The 16,391-nt window shown below is 43.3% G+C and carries 23 protein-coding genes and 1 pseudogene; 21 read left to right on the top strand and 3 right to left on the bottom strand.

Going from position 1 to position 16,391, the window contains the following annotated elements:
* Together rnhA and VFA52_03720 are read left to right on the top strand one after the other, a co-directional pair.
* Positions 1-708 carry a ribonuclease HI gene (gene rnhA, locus VFA52_03715; protein HZS43293.1) on the top strand — a complete coding sequence of 236 codons (708 nt, stop codon included), beginning with the start codon at positions 1-3 and terminating at the stop codon, positions 706-708.
* 40 nt (positions 709-748) lie between these two features.
* Positions 749-2,170, top strand: a complete 1,422-nt coding sequence (locus tag VFA52_03720; protein ID HZS43294.1) for a ComEC/Rec2 family competence protein — start codon at positions 749-751, stop codon at positions 2,168-2,170.
* On the opposite strand, the gene VFA52_03725 is transcribed toward VFA52_03720, so the two are convergent.
* Positions 2,167-2,769, bottom strand: coding sequence for a Fe-Mn family superoxide dismutase (locus tag VFA52_03725; protein HZS43295.1), 603 nt, complete (start codon positions 2,767-2,769; stop codon positions 2,167-2,169). The genes VFA52_03720 and VFA52_03725 overlap by 4 nt on opposite strands.
* Before the next feature lie 97 nt (positions 2,770-2,866).
* On the opposite strand from VFA52_03725, the gene VFA52_03730 reads away from it, so the two are divergent.
* Positions 2,867-3,706 (top strand): MBL fold metallo-hydrolase, encoded by an 840-nt coding sequence (locus VFA52_03730; GenBank protein HZS43296.1) that lies wholly within the window; start codon positions 2,867-2,869, stop codon positions 3,704-3,706.
* 38 nt (positions 3,707-3,744) lie between these two features.
* Complete coding sequence (locus VFA52_03735) at positions 3,745-4,074, top strand: hypothetical protein (protein HZS43297.1); 330 nt, start codon at positions 3,745-3,747, stop codon at positions 4,072-4,074.
* 17 nt (positions 4,075-4,091) lie between these two features.
* On the opposite strand, the gene VFA52_03740 is transcribed toward VFA52_03735, so the two are convergent.
* Positions 4,092-4,334: a bL28 family ribosomal protein gene (locus VFA52_03740; GenBank protein HZS43298.1), complete on the bottom strand. Its 243-nt coding sequence runs from the start codon at positions 4,332-4,334 to the stop codon at positions 4,092-4,094.
* A gap of 44 nt (positions 4,335-4,378) precedes the next feature.
* Here VFA52_03740 and VFA52_03745 point away from each other — a divergent pair, with 44 nt between their 5' ends.
* The 6 genes from VFA52_03745 (at position 4,379) to VFA52_03770 (ending at position 8,944) form a co-directional block, all read left to right on the top strand.
* Complete coding sequence (locus tag VFA52_03745) at positions 4,379-4,999, top strand: site-2 protease family protein (protein ID HZS43299.1); 621 nt, start codon at positions 4,379-4,381, stop codon at positions 4,997-4,999.
* A gap of 51 nt (positions 5,000-5,050) precedes the next feature.
* A complete protein-coding gene (gene rpsL, locus VFA52_03750; protein HZS43300.1) occupies positions 5,051-5,458 on the top strand; it encodes a 30S ribosomal protein S12 in 408 nt (135 codons plus the stop codon).
* Positions 5,459-5,467: 9 nt separating this feature from the next.
* On the top strand, positions 5,468-5,938 hold the full coding sequence (gene rpsG / locus VFA52_03755; GenBank protein ID HZS43301.1) for a 30S ribosomal protein S7: 471 nt from the start codon (positions 5,468-5,470) through the stop codon (positions 5,936-5,938).
* A gap of 90 nt (positions 5,939-6,028) precedes the next feature.
* Positions 6,029-6,250, top strand: a complete 222-nt coding sequence (locus VFA52_03760) for a hypothetical protein (GenBank protein HZS43302.1) — start codon at positions 6,029-6,031, stop codon at positions 6,248-6,250.
* Positions 6,251-6,342: 92 nt separating this feature from the next.
* Positions 6,343-8,484, top strand: a complete 2,142-nt coding sequence (fusA, locus tag VFA52_03765) for an elongation factor G (protein HZS43303.1) — start codon at positions 6,343-6,345, stop codon at positions 8,482-8,484.
* Between the two features lie 91 nt (positions 8,485-8,575).
* A complete protein-coding gene (locus VFA52_03770; GenBank protein HZS43304.1) occupies positions 8,576-8,944 on the top strand; it encodes a VOC family protein in 369 nt (122 codons plus the stop codon).
* A 45-nt stretch (positions 8,945-8,989) separates the two neighbouring features.
* Here VFA52_03770 and VFA52_03775 read toward each other — a convergent pair whose 3' ends face one another.
* On the bottom strand, positions 8,990-9,445 hold the full coding sequence (locus VFA52_03775; GenBank protein HZS43305.1) for a hypothetical protein: 456 nt from the start codon (positions 9,443-9,445) through the stop codon (positions 8,990-8,992).
* Between the two features lie 414 nt (positions 9,446-9,859).
* Between VFA52_03775 and tuf the strand changes: the two genes are divergently transcribed.
* From tuf to rpmC, 11 genes and pseudogenes are all read left to right on the top strand, one after another.
* Positions 9,860-11,062, top strand: a complete 1,203-nt coding sequence (tuf, locus tag VFA52_03780) for an elongation factor Tu (GenBank protein ID HZS43306.1) — start codon at positions 9,860-9,862, stop codon at positions 11,060-11,062.
* 169 nt (positions 11,063-11,231) lie between these two features.
* Positions 11,232-11,531: pseudogene (gene rpsJ, locus VFA52_03785) on the top strand (30S ribosomal protein S10).
* A gap of 31 nt (positions 11,532-11,562) precedes the next feature.
* Entirely contained in the window at positions 11,563-12,171 is a 609-nt protein-coding gene (rplC, locus tag VFA52_03790; GenBank protein ID HZS43307.1) for a 50S ribosomal protein L3, read from the top strand.
* Position 12,172: 1 nt separating this feature from the next.
* Positions 12,173-12,817 carry a 50S ribosomal protein L4 gene (gene rplD, locus VFA52_03795; protein ID HZS43308.1) on the top strand — a complete coding sequence of 215 codons (645 nt, stop codon included), beginning with the start codon at positions 12,173-12,175 and terminating at the stop codon, positions 12,815-12,817.
* A 16-nt stretch (positions 12,818-12,833) separates the two neighbouring features.
* A complete protein-coding gene (gene rplW / locus VFA52_03800) occupies positions 12,834-13,118 on the top strand; it encodes a 50S ribosomal protein L23 (protein ID HZS43309.1) in 285 nt (94 codons plus the stop codon).
* A 9-nt stretch (positions 13,119-13,127) separates the two neighbouring features.
* Positions 13,128-13,970 (top strand): 50S ribosomal protein L2, encoded by an 843-nt coding sequence (gene rplB / locus VFA52_03805; GenBank protein HZS43310.1) that lies wholly within the window; start codon positions 13,128-13,130, stop codon positions 13,968-13,970.
* Positions 13,971-14,333: 363 nt separating this feature from the next.
* Positions 14,334-14,693 (top strand): 30S ribosomal protein S19, encoded by a 360-nt coding sequence (rpsS, locus tag VFA52_03810; protein ID HZS43311.1) that lies wholly within the window; start codon positions 14,334-14,336, stop codon positions 14,691-14,693.
* Positions 14,694-14,704: 11 nt separating this feature from the next.
* Positions 14,705-15,037, top strand: a complete 333-nt coding sequence (rplV, locus tag VFA52_03815; GenBank protein ID HZS43312.1) for a 50S ribosomal protein L22 — start codon at positions 14,705-14,707, stop codon at positions 15,035-15,037.
* A gap of 1 nt (position 15,038) precedes the next feature.
* A complete protein-coding gene (rpsC, locus tag VFA52_03820; GenBank protein HZS43313.1) occupies positions 15,039-15,707 on the top strand; it encodes a 30S ribosomal protein S3 in 669 nt (222 codons plus the stop codon).
* Positions 15,708-15,716: 9 nt separating this feature from the next.
* Positions 15,717-16,136 carry a 50S ribosomal protein L16 gene (rplP, locus tag VFA52_03825; protein ID HZS43314.1) on the top strand — a complete coding sequence of 140 codons (420 nt, stop codon included), beginning with the start codon at positions 15,717-15,719 and terminating at the stop codon, positions 16,134-16,136.
* A gap of 36 nt (positions 16,137-16,172) precedes the next feature.
* Positions 16,173-16,370 carry a 50S ribosomal protein L29 gene (gene rpmC / locus VFA52_03830; protein HZS43315.1) on the top strand — a complete coding sequence of 66 codons (198 nt, stop codon included), beginning with the start codon at positions 16,173-16,175 and terminating at the stop codon, positions 16,368-16,370.
* The last annotated feature ends 21 nt before the right edge of the window (positions 16,371-16,391 follow it).

The raw sequence follows: 16,391 nt of genomic DNA on the forward strand, positions 1-16,391 counted from the left end.
ATGCTTCCAAAGATTTTAATTTTTACCGATGGTGCCGCTCGCGGCAATCCCGGTCCTGCCGGTTGGGGAGCGGTGATTGTTCACGATAAGGAAGTAAAAGAGATTGGCGGATTCGCATCGAATTCCACCAATAATCAAATGGAACTTACGGGCGCCATCAAGGCTTTAAAAGAAGTGGAAGATAAAGATCTTCCCATCGAACTTTTTACCGACTCATCTTATTTAATCAACGGTATTACTAAATGGGTCAGCGCTTGGCGCATGAATGAGTGGAAGACTAAAGCCAAAAAGGAAGTCTTGAATCGAGAGCTCTGGGAACAACTCGCAGAGCTGGTGGAGAACAAGAATATTGAATGGAAATATCTCGGTGGGCATTCCGGTATTGTCGGCAATGAAAGATGTGACCAAATTGCTACCGAATTCGCCGATGGTAAGCGGCCCGTTCTTTTTAGCGGGCCGCTTGATAAATACGGGCTTGATATTTTGAATTTTAATTTAGATGAAGAAAAAGCTGCCCAAAAGGCGGCCGCCCGAAGCCACCAGCGGGCAGCCGCCTACTCCTACGTCAGTCTTGTCAACGGCAAAATAAAAACTCACAAAACTTGGGCTGATTGCGAAAAGCGCGTCAAAGGTAAATCCGGCGCTAAATTTAAAAAAGCTACCAGCAAGGAAGATGAAAAAGAGATAATTAAGGAATTCTCTAAATAATCTTTAAATATTTTTTAATTCAAATACTTAAACTTCAAGCATGAAGTTTTATATTTTCGTCTGGAGTTTTTTCGCTCTGGTTTTCCTAATTTCTATTTTTGGATTGTTGAGGCATAAATATGATCCTATTTTCTTCTCAAAAATTAATACCAATGTTCACCTAACTGGTGTTGTAGTGGATGAGCCAGATCAGCGGCAAAACAGCACCAATTTAGTAGTTTTACCGGAGAAGATTCTTGACAAAAGTATTGACAAAAAACACTCGGAAAAAATTTTGGTTCGAGCGCCACCGAATACCATCTTTCAATATGGTGATGAGGTTGAGATTGATGGGAAACTGCAGTTACCGCAAAAAATCGATTCTGAAAATGGCAATTCATTTAATTATCCGGAATATCTGGCCAAAGACGGAATTTATTATTTGATTAATCGAGCCGAAGTTAAAGTTATTTCATCCGGGCACGGTAATTTCCTTAAACGACAACTGTTTAGAATCAAAAATCTCTTTCTCGGAAATCTCAAAAAAGTTTTACCTGAACCGCATTCGAGCTTTGCCGGCGGCTTGATCGTGGCTGGTAAGAAATCTTTGCCCAAAGATTTGCTAGATCAATTTCAAAAGACCGGTACTCTGCAAATTGTCGTCTTGTCCGGCTACAACATTACTATTGTGGCGGAAGCGATGATCAGATTTTTTAGATTTCTGCCCGGCGCCGGCGGCTTCTTAGCCGGCGCCGTCTCTATTATTTTGTTTTCGATTATGGCTGGCGGCACCTCTACCATAATTCGTGCCGCCATCATGGCTCTGATTTCTATCTTGGCTAAGCTTACTCATCGAGTTTATGATGCTCGCCGAGCTCTATTTTTAGCCGGCTTTCTGATGGTGCTCCAGAACCCGAGAATTTTAGTCTACGACCCGTCTTTTCAATTAAGTTTCATGGCCACCCTTGGCTTAATGACACTCTCTCCATATTTCGATCGCCGGCTAAACTTCTTGCCGGAAAAATTTCAGATTCGGCAAACCGCTTCAGCCACAACTGGAGCTCAAGTCTTTGTGACACCGATTCTTCTTTACCAAATTGGGCAGATTTCTCTAATTTCAGTACCAGCCAATATGCTGATGATGGTTATTGTTCCGTACATAATGCTAGCCGGATTCATCAGCGGCCTTCTAGTCTTTATTAGTCCGATTATTGCTTTGCCGGGGGCTTTTATTTCCTATCTAGCTCTCTCTTACGAATTATTTATCTTGAAATTTTTCGCCAGCATTCCTTTCGTTTTGTTGAAAATTTCATTCTCTTTTTGGCTTCTGATCATTACTTACGGATTTTATATTTTCATTTATTTCCGGAAGAATAAAACTGAATTTAAGATCAAAGAAAGCGGCCTGCCTTTCAATCGCCGGCAGGCCGCTTTGACCGATTTCTCCGAGGTCGAAGATATCAAAATAATAGAAAATTCTTAAATTGCTTTCTCAAACCTATCTTCCACCACGCCCCAATTGAGATTTTCGAAGAAGGCTTCTACATATTTCTTCTTGTCGGCGGGAGTGTAATCGAATAGGTAAGAATGCTCCCACATATCGAGACCTAGCAGGAATCGTAAGGAATTTAAGTGCCCGAGGTGCTGCTCGTCTATCCAATGATTAAGAATTTTACCGGTGCGTTGGTCAAGGTACAGGTTGGCCCAGCCGATGCCGCGGGTCATGGCGATTTGTTTGAATCCTTCCAGCCATTTTTCAAAACTGCCAAATTGATCAACAATGCTTTTATAAAAGGCCCCACCGGCGCTAGCGGCCATTGGGCCGCCTTCAAACTGCTCAAAGTAATATTCGTGATTGCGCATGCCGTTAAATTCAAAAGCAAAACGACGTCTTACCTCGGCCAGTGAAAATTTGCCGCCCTCATCCTCCGTCTCGCCGTAATCGGCTTGAATTTTCATAATGAGATTGGTGTTTTTAACGTAGCCGGCGTAAAGCTTAAGGTGCTCCTCGATAGTTTTCTTTGAAATTCCCTTGAGTTCGGGAATATTAAATTTTTTCTCAACATAAGGATCTTGAGGCATAGATTTTAGAGTTAATTAATAATGATTTTAAGACGTATTTTATATAGTAACATTTCTGATTGTCTCGAAATACAAATCTAAAATCATTCTAGCTGTAGTGGGTCTTTTGGTTCTCCTTAATTTAGCTATCTGGTATGTTGCCGTTTGGGAGAATCGCGGCAACATTTTGAAAGTGGCTTTCCTAAATATCGGGCAGGGCGACGCTATTTTAATAGAAGCGCCGAATGGCAATAAGATGATGATAGACGGCGGCCCCGGAGGGGCCGCCGTCGAATCAGAACTCTCCAAACAATTGCCATTTTACGATCGTCACCTCGACTTAATCATCCTGACTCATCCCGATGCCGATCATGTGGCTGGATTTCAATCAATTCTTAACGACTATCAAGTGAACGAAGTAATGGAACCGGGTTCAAACACTGACACAGAAACCTATAAGAAAATCGAGGACACTATAACAGCAAAAAATCTCCCAAAAGTTCTGGCTCGTCGCGGCATGCGCATTATTTTGGATCGAAGGCGAAAAATTTATTTAACTATTCTTTTTCCGGATCGCGATCCGGAAACCTGGGATACTAACACCAGCTCAATTGTGGCGCGGCTGACTTACGGGCACAACTCCTTTCTTTTCCAGGGGGATTCACCTCAAATGATTGAAAATTATTTGGTTTCGCTTGATGGCGCCAATTTAAAAAGCGACGTCCTAAAAGCCGGACATCATGGCTCCAAAACTTCCACCAGCGATTTATATGTGCAAACAGTTCAGCCTGTTTACACAGTCATCTCCGCCGGCCTCCACAACCGCTACGGTTTTCCTCATCACGATACGATCGATATTCTGAATAAATATCACACTCAGCTCTTAAAAACTTATGAATTGGGAACCATTGTTTTGAAAAGTAACGGAACAAATTTGACTTACGACAGCTCTCATTGACAGCTCAACCTAAAGAGCTAACATACAACTGGAATAATATGGAAAAAGTTACCCGCGATTTTGAAGTGATCGTCTTAAAACCGCTCATAACTTTTGCTGGAAATCAGGAGTCTATTAGGCGGGTTCGATTTGATCACAAGGATCTTCGACGCAAAGGTCAATACTCGAAAATCAAATCAGCTGCCCTAGCAGAAGTAGAGGAGGAAGTTCGAGAAATACTAAAGTGTGTGGATCCAACTGACTCACTCACCGAAGAAAAACTCAAAGAGAAGGGGATGCAATACTACGATATCACTATCATTGAACATACTTCTACGATTAAGATCGATTTAACCGAAGAAGAAATTCCTGTCCACGCACCGAGTTAATCTCGGGGCGTTTTTATTTAGATTACCCCGGCTTTCTTTAAGGTTTGGTAGGCTCCATTCTTTTGAATGGTCTTGAGAGCTCGAGTGGAGAGATTGAGAGTCATATATTTTTGTAACTCTGGAATATAAATACGCTTTTTCTGCAGGTTCGGGTACTTCCGAACACGCCCAGTCGGATTGAATTGGGTAGCTCGAGTGCGGTTGGAGTAACCACCGCCGACTCGGGAACCTCGTTTTGTTACTGCACAAACTTTAGCCATAATTAAAAGGATGCTATCATAACTTTAACTTCCTTGGCAAATTTATGACTGATTCCACTACTCTCATTTTTTCCATTGTTATCCTGCTTTTTTCTGTCATTATCCATGAAATTTCCCATGGCTATGCCGCTGAAAGACTGGGAGATCCGACCGCTCGTTATGCCGGCCGCCTGACTCTCAACCCTATTCCACACCTTGATTTAATCGGCTCCATTCTTCTTCCTCTGCTTTTAATATTTTCCGGCTCGCCTTTTATGATCGGCTGGGCCAAGCCGGTGCCCTACAATCCATTCAATTTGCGTAATCAGCGTTGGGGAGAAGCTATCGTAGCCATTGCCGGTCCCTTGGTAAATATTTTTATCTTTCTTCTCTTCGGGCTGATTATTCGATTTTATGCCGACGTTCTGTCTCTTCGAGCTCTAACTTTGATGAGTACGGTGGTGCTGATTAATATTGTTCTGGCTATATTTAATCTGGTGCCGATTCCGCCACTCGACGGCTCGAAGATTCTTTTTTCCATTTTGCCCTATCGAGCCAGAGCTATTCGCTTTAATCTAGAGCGATATGGGTTTGTTTTAGTGTTGGTCTTTGTTATCTTTTTTTGGCAATATCTGACCCCCTTAATTGCTTCGATTTTTGCCACGGTGACCGGTATTCCGGTTTAACCCCCTAATTTGCAATTTTAATTTTCATGTATTACATTAATAGCCACCTTTATGGCTACTATTAATCAGTTAGTAAAACGAAAAAGAGTAAAACCGATCCGCAAAATTAAGGCGGTGGCTTTAACGCGCACTTTCAATACTCTGAAGAATCGACCGGGGTACAATCCCTCTCCTTTTAAAAGAGGCGTCTGTACTAAGGTTACGACTAAGACTCCAAAGAAGCCGAACTCCGCCATTCGAAAGATTGCTCGTGTCAGACTGACTAACGGCATGGAAGTAACCGCTTACATTCCGGGTGAAGGTCATAATCTACAAGAACACTCGGTAGTTTTACTTCGATCAGGAAAAGTAAAGGATATTGGTGTTAGATACACCATTGTTCGAGGCAAGCTTGATGCAACCGGAGTCGAGAAGCGCCGAAAGGTTAGAAGTATGTATGGGACGAAGAAACCTAAATAAAAAGTAAGAATGCGAAGAAAAGTTAAAAATAGAAATAAAGTTCGACCGGAAGCGACCTACGATTCAGAGAAGGTGGCTAAGTTTATTAATTACTGCATGGAAAGAGGCAAAAAAAATGCCGCTCGAAAAATTGTTTACGGCGCTTTTGAATCAATCAAGGAAAAAAATAAGACGGATAATCCTCTGGAAGTATTCGATACCGCTTTGAAAAACACCGCTCCTCAAATGGAAGTGCGATCTCGAAGAGTGGGAGGCGCTAATTATCAAGTGCCGCGAGAAGTTCGACCGGAGCGACGTCAGCAACTTTCAATGAAATGGATTATTCAGGCCGCTAAATCTAAAAAGGGTCAACCAATGCATCTTAAATTAGCCGATGAAATCATTGCCGCTTCTAAAAATGAAGGAGAAGCCGTGAAGAAGCGCGAGAATACTCATAAGATGGCGGAGGCCAACAAAGCTTTTGCTCATTTTGCCTGGTAATCAAAGACTAAATTTTAATTGAGAAAGAAAGCGGCGCCGAAGGCGCCGCTTTCTTGTTTATTTTAAATTTAATGCTATAAGTGGGTCAGAATGACTCGAAGGATCATTAAAAAGATTTGCGAAGCTGGCCCAATTGGTCTTGATGATTTAGCTCAGCGCCTTTCGGCGAATGTTCCGGAAGATCAAAAGGAGTGGAAACGCAATCAAATTAAGAAAGCAGCGTCTCGGCTTCAGAAAAAGGGAATTTTGCGGCAGGATAAACGTGAGCGGCTCTCCATCAACCCGGCCAAAATCAATCTAAATCGCGCCTAAAGCCGGCGCGATTTTTAATTGCCAACTTTTTAAATAAATGATATCTTTTGAAAACGACTCACCGAGTCGTTTTTTAAATCAAAAATTAAGACATGAATCGAGATTATCCTTTAGAAAGAGTCCGAAATTTCGGAATTATTGCCCACATTGATGCCGGAAAGACTACCACTTCCGAGCGTATTCTTTATTACACCGGAGAATCACACAAAATTGGAGAAGTTCATGAAGGAAACACAACCACGGACTGGATGGAGCAAGAGCGAGAGCGTGGTATCACCATTACGGCCGCCGCCATTACTTGTTTTTGGAATCCAACCTATATGGGAAAGGATACCTCCAACAAGATGCGTTTTAATATTATCGATACCCCAGGACACATTGACTTCACCGCCGAAGTAAAGCGATCACTTCGAGTGCTCGACGGAGCCGTGGTAGTTTTTGATGGAGTAGCTGGAGTAGAGCCACAATCAGAGACAAACTGGCGATATGCCGACGACGGAAACGTGCCTCGAATCTGTTTTATTAATAAACTTGATCGTCTAGGTGGCAGTTTTGAACGATCTTTCCAATCAATTTTGGATCGTTTGACTAAGAATGCAGTGAGAATGCAGATTCCAATCGGAGTGGAAGATAAATTTGAAGCAGTTATTGATCTTCTGAAAATGAAAGCCTACTACTTTGAAGGCAATATGGGTAATGAAATTATAGAGAAGGAAATCCCGGCCGAATATTTAGAAGAGGCCAAAAAATATCGACACGACTTAATTGAGAAAATCGTTGAACAGGATGACGCCCTAATGAGCGCATATCTCGAAGGAAAAGAACCAGCCATTGAGGATCTGAAGAAGACTCTGCGCAAGGCCACTCTTGAAGTAAAACTAGTGCCCGTTTTTACAGGATCAGCTTTGAAAAATAAAGGAGTTCAGTTGATTCTTGATGCCGTGGTTGATTATCTACCTTCACCTTTAGATATTCCACCGATTACTGGAATTGATCCAAAGACAAATGAGCCAATTATTCGACATGCTTCCGACGAAGAACCATTTGCTGCTCTGGCCTTCAAACTCCAATCCGATCCGTTCGTCGGACAGCTGACTTTCTTCCGAGTTTATTCTGGAACGATTGAAGCCGGCTCTTATATTTACAATTCAACGACTGGAGACAAGGAGCGATTGGGCCGAATTGTCCGACTCCAAGCCGATAAACGGGAAGAAGTGAAGAAGGTATTTGCCGGTGAGATTGCGGCAGCTGTCGGATTAAAGAGTGCCAAGACCTCCCATACTTTCTGTGATGAAAAAAATCCGATCATTCTGGACCCAATTAAATTCGTTGAACCGGTTGTGTCGTTAAGAATAGAACCCAAAACTAAAGCAGATCAAGAAAAAATGGGCATGGCTATGAAAAAACTTTCCGATGAAGACCCCACCTTCAAAGTCAGCTCAAACACTGAAACTGGCGAAACCATTATTTCAGGAATGGGCGAGCTTCACCTGGAAATCATGATTGATCGAATGAAGCGGGAATTTGGAGTGGAAGCTAACGTTGGTCAGCCACAAGTAGCATATCGAGAAACCATTACTGGCACGGCCGAAGAAGAACATAAATATATCAAGCAATCAGGAGGAAAAGGTCAGTACGGGCACGTTAAGATTGTCATTAAACCGATGGAGCCGCTTGATCCAGAGAAAAAAATTCCTAAAAACGTTAGTCGTTATGACGATTTTGAATTCATCAATAATATCAAAGGAGGGGTCATTCCGAATGAATTTATTCCGGCCGTCGAAAAAGGAGTGCGTGAAGCTATGACTCGAGGCATTGTAGCTGGCTTTCCAATGGTGAATGTTTCCTGTGATTTAATTTACGGCTCATATCATGATGTAGACTCATCAGAAATCGCTTACAAGATTGCTGCTTCTCAAGCTTTTCAGGCAGCCGCTAAAAAAGCCCGACCTGTGATTTTGGAACCAATTATGAAATTAGAAGTAGTGGTACCGGAAAAATTCATGGGCGATATCACTGGAAATCTCAACTCTAAACGTGCTCAGATTGAAGGCATGGAAGATAGATCAATGCTTCGAGTAATCAAGGCCAAGGTGCCTCTTTCGGAAATGTTCGGATATGTCACATCTTTGCGTTCAATGACGGAAGGCCGTGGTTCAGCCAACATGGAATTTGATCATTACGAAATCGTGCCACCGCAAGTGGAAAAAAGTATAGTCGAAGCTCGTAAATAATTTTTAGCTCTGCAGTAAATATAAATAAAGGAGCGGCTGCGAAGCAGCCGCTCTTCTGCTATGATGAACCCATTAATATTAATCTTAAACTATGAAAATTCTAGCTGTTGATTATATTTATCATGACGTCAGCGATCTTTCTAAAGCATTAGTCTTTTATAAAGATGTGCTGGGACTAAAATCTACTTTTGAAGGAGATAAATTCGCCGAATTTGATTTGAGTAATGTCACTTTAACTATCGGCAATTTTGCCGAAGAAAAACCAAAAGAGAAAAAGGAAGGACCATCAGTGGGCCTCGCCGTAGACGATGTTGGCGAAGCGATTAAATATTTGAAATCAAAAGGCGTGAAGGTTCTTCAAGATTTTATCGATACTCCAGTGTGCCACATGGCCATGATTACCGATCCTGACGGAAACCAGATAACTATTCATAAGAGAAAAGATGGGACTGTCGGTTAAATTAAATAAAACAGCCGAAGCGCACTAACTTTCGCGCTTCGGCTACTATTCAGCTTGCAGAAAGGCCTCCTTCAACCTTTCAACCCGATCTTGGAGAGAGTGATCGAGTTTCGGTAAGTCATTTTCGAAAGAGATTGCCAAGCTGCTTCCTTCTTCTTCCCAGGGAAGTAAAGTAACAAACCTTACGAAGCGACGATTTGGGAAATGAGGACAGATTGCTGCAACTTTTATCCCGTCTCTTGCTTCGTAGGCAATCTTTGTGGAAGGGAAAAGTTGGCTGCCGGAGGGAGTTGAGGTTAGCTTCAGATAATCAATTCCACCATTTACTCGGCCCAGATAGAGATCAGTCTTTGAAACATCTCTCCTTTTGGGTGGCGTCCCATCCATTATTTCATCAGGATGTTGGTGGATTACCACCATCAATTGGTTGAAGTGTTTTCGGAGCTGTTCGTTGAAAATCCTTAAATTGTCGAGTTCGGCCTTCTTAAAGGTAGGATCCATAGTCTTTTGTTCTGGCCCTAAGGTTACTTTAAGAATTTCTTATGTCAAATGATAAAAGAGAGGGGCGGCCTTCGGCCGCCCCTCTCTTTTATCCTCAATTTTTCCCCATCTTCTCCCCATTTTTAGATCGTCCGTAATCCGCTTAACGTTGACTTCTCTCTTTAGTTTGTTATCATCACTCTTACACGTTTTGCTAAGACCCTCTTGGGTCAAACGGCCTAAACGAGGGACCACCATGTTCGCTACGGCGAACTTGTGGAATAAGAAATCATGTTTGCAGACTCTGGAGAGATGCAGACAGGTTTAAATATTAATAATTATCATTAATTCAGGGTTTAGCATTTAGGGTCTAGGGTTTAGTTGAGAACTTTCTTTACTACACCCTTACCCCTCAATCTAATCTCTAAAAAATATATGGCAGATTTTGATCGTTCAAAGCCACACGTCAACGTTGGAACCATCGGTCACGTTGACCACGGCAAAACCACCACTACCGCCGCCATCCTTCATGTTCTGGGAAATCTCGGAAAGGACAAAGGATATTCGGCTCGAGTGGAAGGAGTAGATGGTATTGACAATGCTCCGGAAGAAAAGGCTCGAGGTATTACTATTGCTCTTCACCACTCCGAATATGAGACACCGAATCGTCACTACGCTCACATTGACGCTCCGGGTCACGCCGACTACATCAAGAACATGATTACCGGTGCCGCTCAAATGGACGGCGCTATTCTAGTAGTAGCCGCTACTGACGGCGCTATGCCCCAGACTCGCGAGCACGTTCTTCTGGCCAAGCAAGTTGGAGTGCCAAAAATCATCGTTTACTTAAACAAGTGTGACATGGTGCCCGACAAAGACTTGATTGACCTGGTTGAGGCTGAAATTCGCGAACTTCTAACCAAGAATGATTTTGACGGAGACAATGCTCCGGTCATTCGAGGCTCATCCACTAAAGCTCTGGAAGCCAAGAGTTTTGATGATGAGGGAGCTAAGCCAATTATTGATTTGGTTAACGCTCTAGATACTTACATCCCAACTCCAGTTCGAGAAACCGATAAGCCGTTCCTGATGCCGGTAGAAGACATCTTCTCAATTGAAGGACGAGGTACGGTAGTAACCGGAAGAATTGAACGAGGAAAGGTAAAAGTTGGTGAGGAAGTTGAAATTGTCGGTTTGAAACCTACAACTAAGACCACTATCACCGGTATCGAAATGTTCAACAAGTCTCTTTCAGAAGGTATGGCCGGAGACAACGCCGGAATTCTGCTTCGAGGTACTAAGAAAGAAGATGTACATCGAGGACAGGTTTTGGCCAAAACTGGATCTGTGACGCCTCACACTGACTTTGAATCGGAAGTTTACATTCTGAAAAAGGAAGAAGGTGGACGACACACCCCATTCTTCACTGGTTATAAACCTCAATTCTACATTCGAACTACTGACGTAACCGGAGAAGTAACTCTAAACGAAGGCGTAGAAATGGTTATGCCGGGAGACACCGTTACTTTCAAAGTCAAACTCGTTGCCCCCGTAGCTCTTGAGGAACAACAGCGCTTTGCTATTCGCGAAGGAGGCAAGACTGTCGGCGCCGGTGTAGTTACTAAGATTACTGCTTAATATTAGCCATATGCCTAGAACGGCTAAACCAAAAAAAGCAGACTCAGCCGCTGCGCCAAAGAAGGTGTCTAAGAAGAGCGGCGCGACCTCAAAACGCGCCGCCAAAACCGCTTCGCCTGCGGCGAAGCCAACTGAAAAGCGGGCCACCGCTCCTACTGAAGCGACTTCCAAACTTCGTATCAGAGTGCGGGCTTACGAATCTAAAATTCTTGATCAGTCGGTCAAGCAAATCATGGATACGGCTCTTCGATATGATGCCAAAGTTCTCGGACCGATTCCGCTTCCAACGGAAATCAAAAAGTACACTGTCAACCGAGCTGCCTTCGTTTACAAAAACGCACGAGAGCAATTCGAAATGCGAGTTCATAAAAGACTTTTGGACATTGTTAATCCGGGCGCCAAAGTTATTGAAGCCCTAACCAACTTAAGTCTGCCTTCCGGAGTCAGCATTGACGTTAAGATGATTTAAGCTAGTATCAAAATCTGCATCTAAAACAGATATGAAATTTTTACTTGGAACAAAACAGAAAATGACGGAAGTTTTTGATGAAAACGGCACGGTTTATCCCGTAACGGTCATTAAAACTGCTCCGCTAACTGTTACTCAAGTAAAAACCAAAGAGAAAGATGGCTACGAAGCCGTTCAAGTCGGTTTTGGCGAGAAAAAAGAAAAGAGAATGCGAAAAGCCGAAAAAGGTCATTTAAAAGATTTAGGCAACCTTCGACATTTAAAAGAATTCCGAACGGCTGTCGGAGACTTAAATCGCGGTTCCAAAATCGAGCCGGCAGTTTTTGTCGCTGGTGATAAAGTAACCGTTTCTGCCACCTCTAAAGGCAAAGGCTTTCAGGGAGTAGTAAAGCGTCACGGCTTTCACGGCGGTCCGCGCAGTCACGGCCAGAAACATTCAGAACGAGAACCGGGTTCAATCGGCACGGCCGGTTATCAGCGAGTCTTCAAGAATCGGCGCATGGCCGGTCGCATGGGTGGCGAGAGAGTAACGGTAAAAAATCTGGAAGTAATTAAAGTTGATCCGGAAAATAATGAATTGTTAATCAAGGGAGCTATTCCCGGCGTTCGCGGAACTCTGGTAGAAATTGTTGCCAAATAAAATGGAAGCTAAAATCTACAACCAAAAAGGCAAGGAGTCTGGCAACATTACGCTGCCGGAAAACGTTTTCGGATTGCCTTGGAATGCCGATCTGGTTCACCAGGTTGTTACTTCCATTCAAAATAATCAGCGAAACGCCTGGGCTCACACCAAAGATCGCGGCGACGTCTCCGGTGGAGGCAAGAAGCCATGGCAGCAGAAAGGCACTGGCCGAGCCCGACACGGTTCTACTCGCTCACCGATCTGGGTTGGTGGAGGTGTCGCTCACGGACCACGCAACGACAAGAACTACAAGAAAAAGATTAATAAGAAGATGAAAGCCAAGGCTCTTTACACCGTGATTTCCAAGAAGTTAAAGGACGGCGAAGTTATTTTCTTAGAAAATTTAAATTTTGCCACTCCAAAAACTCGTGACGCCAAAGGACTTTTGACTTCTCTTAAGGTTAATCGCTCCGCTTACATCGCCATTCCAGGCAAAGATGAAAATGTAAAGAAAAGTTTTAACAACTTCAGCAATTTGATGGTGGAAGAAGTGCGAAATTTAAATGCTTTGGATATTCTCAATCACAAATTCTTAGTAATCACCAATCCGACCGAATCGGTAAAATTTATTGAAGGCAAGATGGCGGCTAAGAAGAAAGAATAAATATTAACTGATCATCATGAGTTTGAATTTAAAAAACCAAAACGCTATCATTCGCCCTCGGGTTACCGAGAAAGGTAGTTTGGTTAATTCGGCTAATGTCTATACTTTTGAAGTAACCACCGAGGCTACCAAGAAAGATATTGCCCGTGAAGTAAATCAAGTTTACAAAGTGAAGCCGATCAAGGTGAACATCACCAAAAATCCCGGCAAACAGGTAATGCATAAAGGCATGGTCGGTCGAACTCGAGGGGTGAAGAAAGCTTATGTTTATTTAAAAGAAGGAGATAAGATCGAGTTCTAGAGACTTTTTATGAAAAGTTATAAACCCACATCACCATCACGCCGACAAATGAGCCATGTCTCTTATCGTGGAGTTTTTAACGCGACCGAGCCGGAGAAATCACTGACCAAAGGATTCAAGCGTTCAGTCGGGCGAAACAATCAGGGACGCATCACTACTCGTCACAAGGGTGCCGGTCACAAGCGTCTTTTCCGAGAAATTGATTTTCGATTTGATAAAAAGGACATTCCGGCCAAGATTTCTACCATTGAATACGATCCAAACCGCTCCGGCTTCATCTCTCTTTTAATTTATGCCGATGGCGAGAAACGATACACCTTGCTGCCGAAATCTTTGAAAGTGGGTGATAGTATTCTCGTTTCCGAAAAAGCCGAATTAAAATCAGGAAATCGTCTGCCACTTCGAAATATTCCAGTCGGTACTTTTATTTACAACGTGGAAGTAAAACCGGGCTCTGGTGGAGTCCTTTCCCGTGCTGCTGGCAACTATGCTGAAGTGGTGGCGCAGGACGAAGGATATACTCAAGTGAAGTTGCCTTCCACTGAAGTGCGAAAAATCAAAGACAGCGCTTGGGCTTCCATCGGCGAAGTTTCAAATGATGAAAACCGTCTGCAGAATTTCGGTAAGGCCGGACGTTCTCGCTGGAAGGGCATTCGTCCAACTGTCCGAGGTACGGCTATGAACCCAGTGGATCATCCATACGGAGGAGGAGAAGGCCGCCAAGGCCGTGGAACTCGCCGCGCTAAAAGTATTTATGGTAAGCCAACAGGCAAAGGCCAGAAATCTCGCCGCGCTAAGAAATACTCCAATACCATGATTGTTTCTCGAAGGAAGGTAGGGAAGAATAGATAAAATTAAAAACCGCCGAAAGGCGGTTTTTGATTCAAATAACGTATGAGATAATTAAGGTGTGAAAAAATCTAGAGTATTTAGTTTAATTTTTCTAATTTTAGCTTTGATTATGTTTTTATATTATGGGGTAAACCATCAGACCCTTTTCTTGCTGGGGGTAGTACCAGTATTCTGGGGAGGAATTTTTATAATACTCTCTATAGTATTTTTCCTGAGTTCGTTTATAAGAAAAAGAAAATAGGGGGTTAGGCACCCCTTTGTCTTTTGTTTATCAAAATTTCATCTAAATCGGGCTAATTTGACAGCCTCTTTGCTTCTGCTACTATGTTTTAAGCCGCCGATGGCGGCATTTTCAGTCAAAAAATGACACGATCACTTAAAAAAGGTCCCTTTGTGGACGCCAAATTATTGAAGAAAATTGAGGGAAAGAAGCCGACCCAGACCGGTGTGATTAAGACTTGGGCTCGTCGAAGCGACATCAGTCCGGAAATGATCGGCTTTACCTTCGGGGTGCACAATGGCAAGCAGCATCTCGAAGTTTTCGTTACGGAAGAGATGGTCGGCCACAAATTAGGGGAGTTTTCACCGACTAAGAAGTTCCTGCGACACGGAGGAAAGATGCAGAAAGAACAGGAAGCGGCTGCTCGCGAAGCGGAAATTAACGCCGCCAAATCGGCCCGCGCCGCCGCCGACGCCACTGCCAATAAAGCTCCCGCCAAATAATTTTCACTATCATGCGCGCCGCTCTTAAAACTTATCGACAGTCCCCTCGCAAGGTCCGCTTAGTAGCTGATCTCATTCGCGGCAAGAAGGCCACTGACGCTTTAGTTACTTTACAGTTTGCCAACAAGAAGGCCGCCCAAGAATTGAGTAAACTCCTGAAGAGCGCCATCGCTAACGCCAAAACCCAAAACCTTAGCGAGACCGATTTGTTTGTGAAAGAAATTCAAGTCAATAAAGGAGTAACTTTGAAGAGAATTATGCCCCGAGCCCGAGGATCGGCGTCAGCCATTAATAAACGCACCAGTCACATCACCATTTCCCTCGGCACTAAAGAAACAAAATAAAATGTCACATACCGTTCACCCATATTCCCATAGATTAGGCATCATTCGAGACTGGAAGTCTCGCTGGTTCGGTATTAACAAACAGTATCGAGACTATCTTCGCTGCGACATTTTACTCCGTGAATGGCTGGAGAAAAAAATGCGCGGTCTTTTTGTCAGCTCAATCGAAATGGAGCGCAATCAGAAAAATTTGCGAGTCATTATTAAAAGTTCCCGACCAGGTATGATCATCGGCCGCAGCGGTGAAGGTGCCACTAAACTCCGAAATGATATTTTGAAGCAGATGCGAAAGCTTGGTATCGAACCAAAAAATGAAGAATTAAAAATTGATATTGAGGAAATTCGCTCACCGGAATCCAATGCTTCCATTATTGCCCAGATGATTGCCGAGGGGCTCGAGAAGCGCCTGCCTTTTCGACGAGTAATGAAGCAGATGGTTGATAAAGCCATGGCTAATCGTGATGTTCAGGGAGTTAAGATTCTCCTTTCGGGTCGTCTCGGCGGCGCCGATATGTCTCGAAAAGAGGAACTTAAAAAGGGTCGCATTCCACTTCAGACTTTCAGAGCCGACATTGATTTCGTTCGATACGAAGCCAATCTGCCTTACGGCAATATTGGTATTAAAGTCTGGATTTATAAAGGCGAGATTTTTGAGAAAGACAGAAAATAATTTTTATTTATGCTATATCCTAAAAAAGTAAAACATCGAAAATGGCAGACTACTCGTCGGAATGCAAAAAAGGATCGCGTGGAGACGCGAGGCATTGAAGTGTCTTTTGGTTCTTACGGTCTAAAAGCCGTGAGTCCCGCTCGTATCAAATCAAATCAGATTGAATCGGCTCGAAAGGTTCTGGCTCGCTCTGTCAGCAAAGTTGGTAAAATCTGGGTTCGAGTTTTCCCGGACCGACCTTTTACGGCCAAACCGGCTGAAGTCGGCATGGGGAAGGGAAAAGGCGATCTCCAGGGCTATGAATTTCAGGTTTTCCCTGGACGGGTTTTGTTTGAAATTGATGGAGTGGAAGAGGCTGTAGCTCGAGAGGCTCTGCGAAAGGCAGGAACAAAGCTTCCCGTAAAGACCCGAATTGTTTCCAGAGTATAACTGAAGCGCAAGGAGCTTGCGACGACATTTAAAGCCATGAAAAAAACAACTTACAAAGGAAAAGACGAAAGAGAATTGGCGAAAACTCTCAAAGAAAAACGAGAAGCGCTAAAGAATTTTCATTTTAATCTTTCCGGAAGCAAGGTTCGAAATGTCAAAGAAGGCAGGGGACTCCGAAAAGATATTGCCCGCATTCTGACTGAACTTAATCAACCAAAAGTATCGGCAAAATAATTATGGCTACCACAAATCCCC

It is taken from the genome of Candidatus Paceibacterota bacterium, assembly GCA_035652395.1.
Taxonomy (GTDB): Bacteria; Patescibacteriota; Minisyncoccia; order Phycocordibacterales; family CAJBRS01; genus JADGRH01.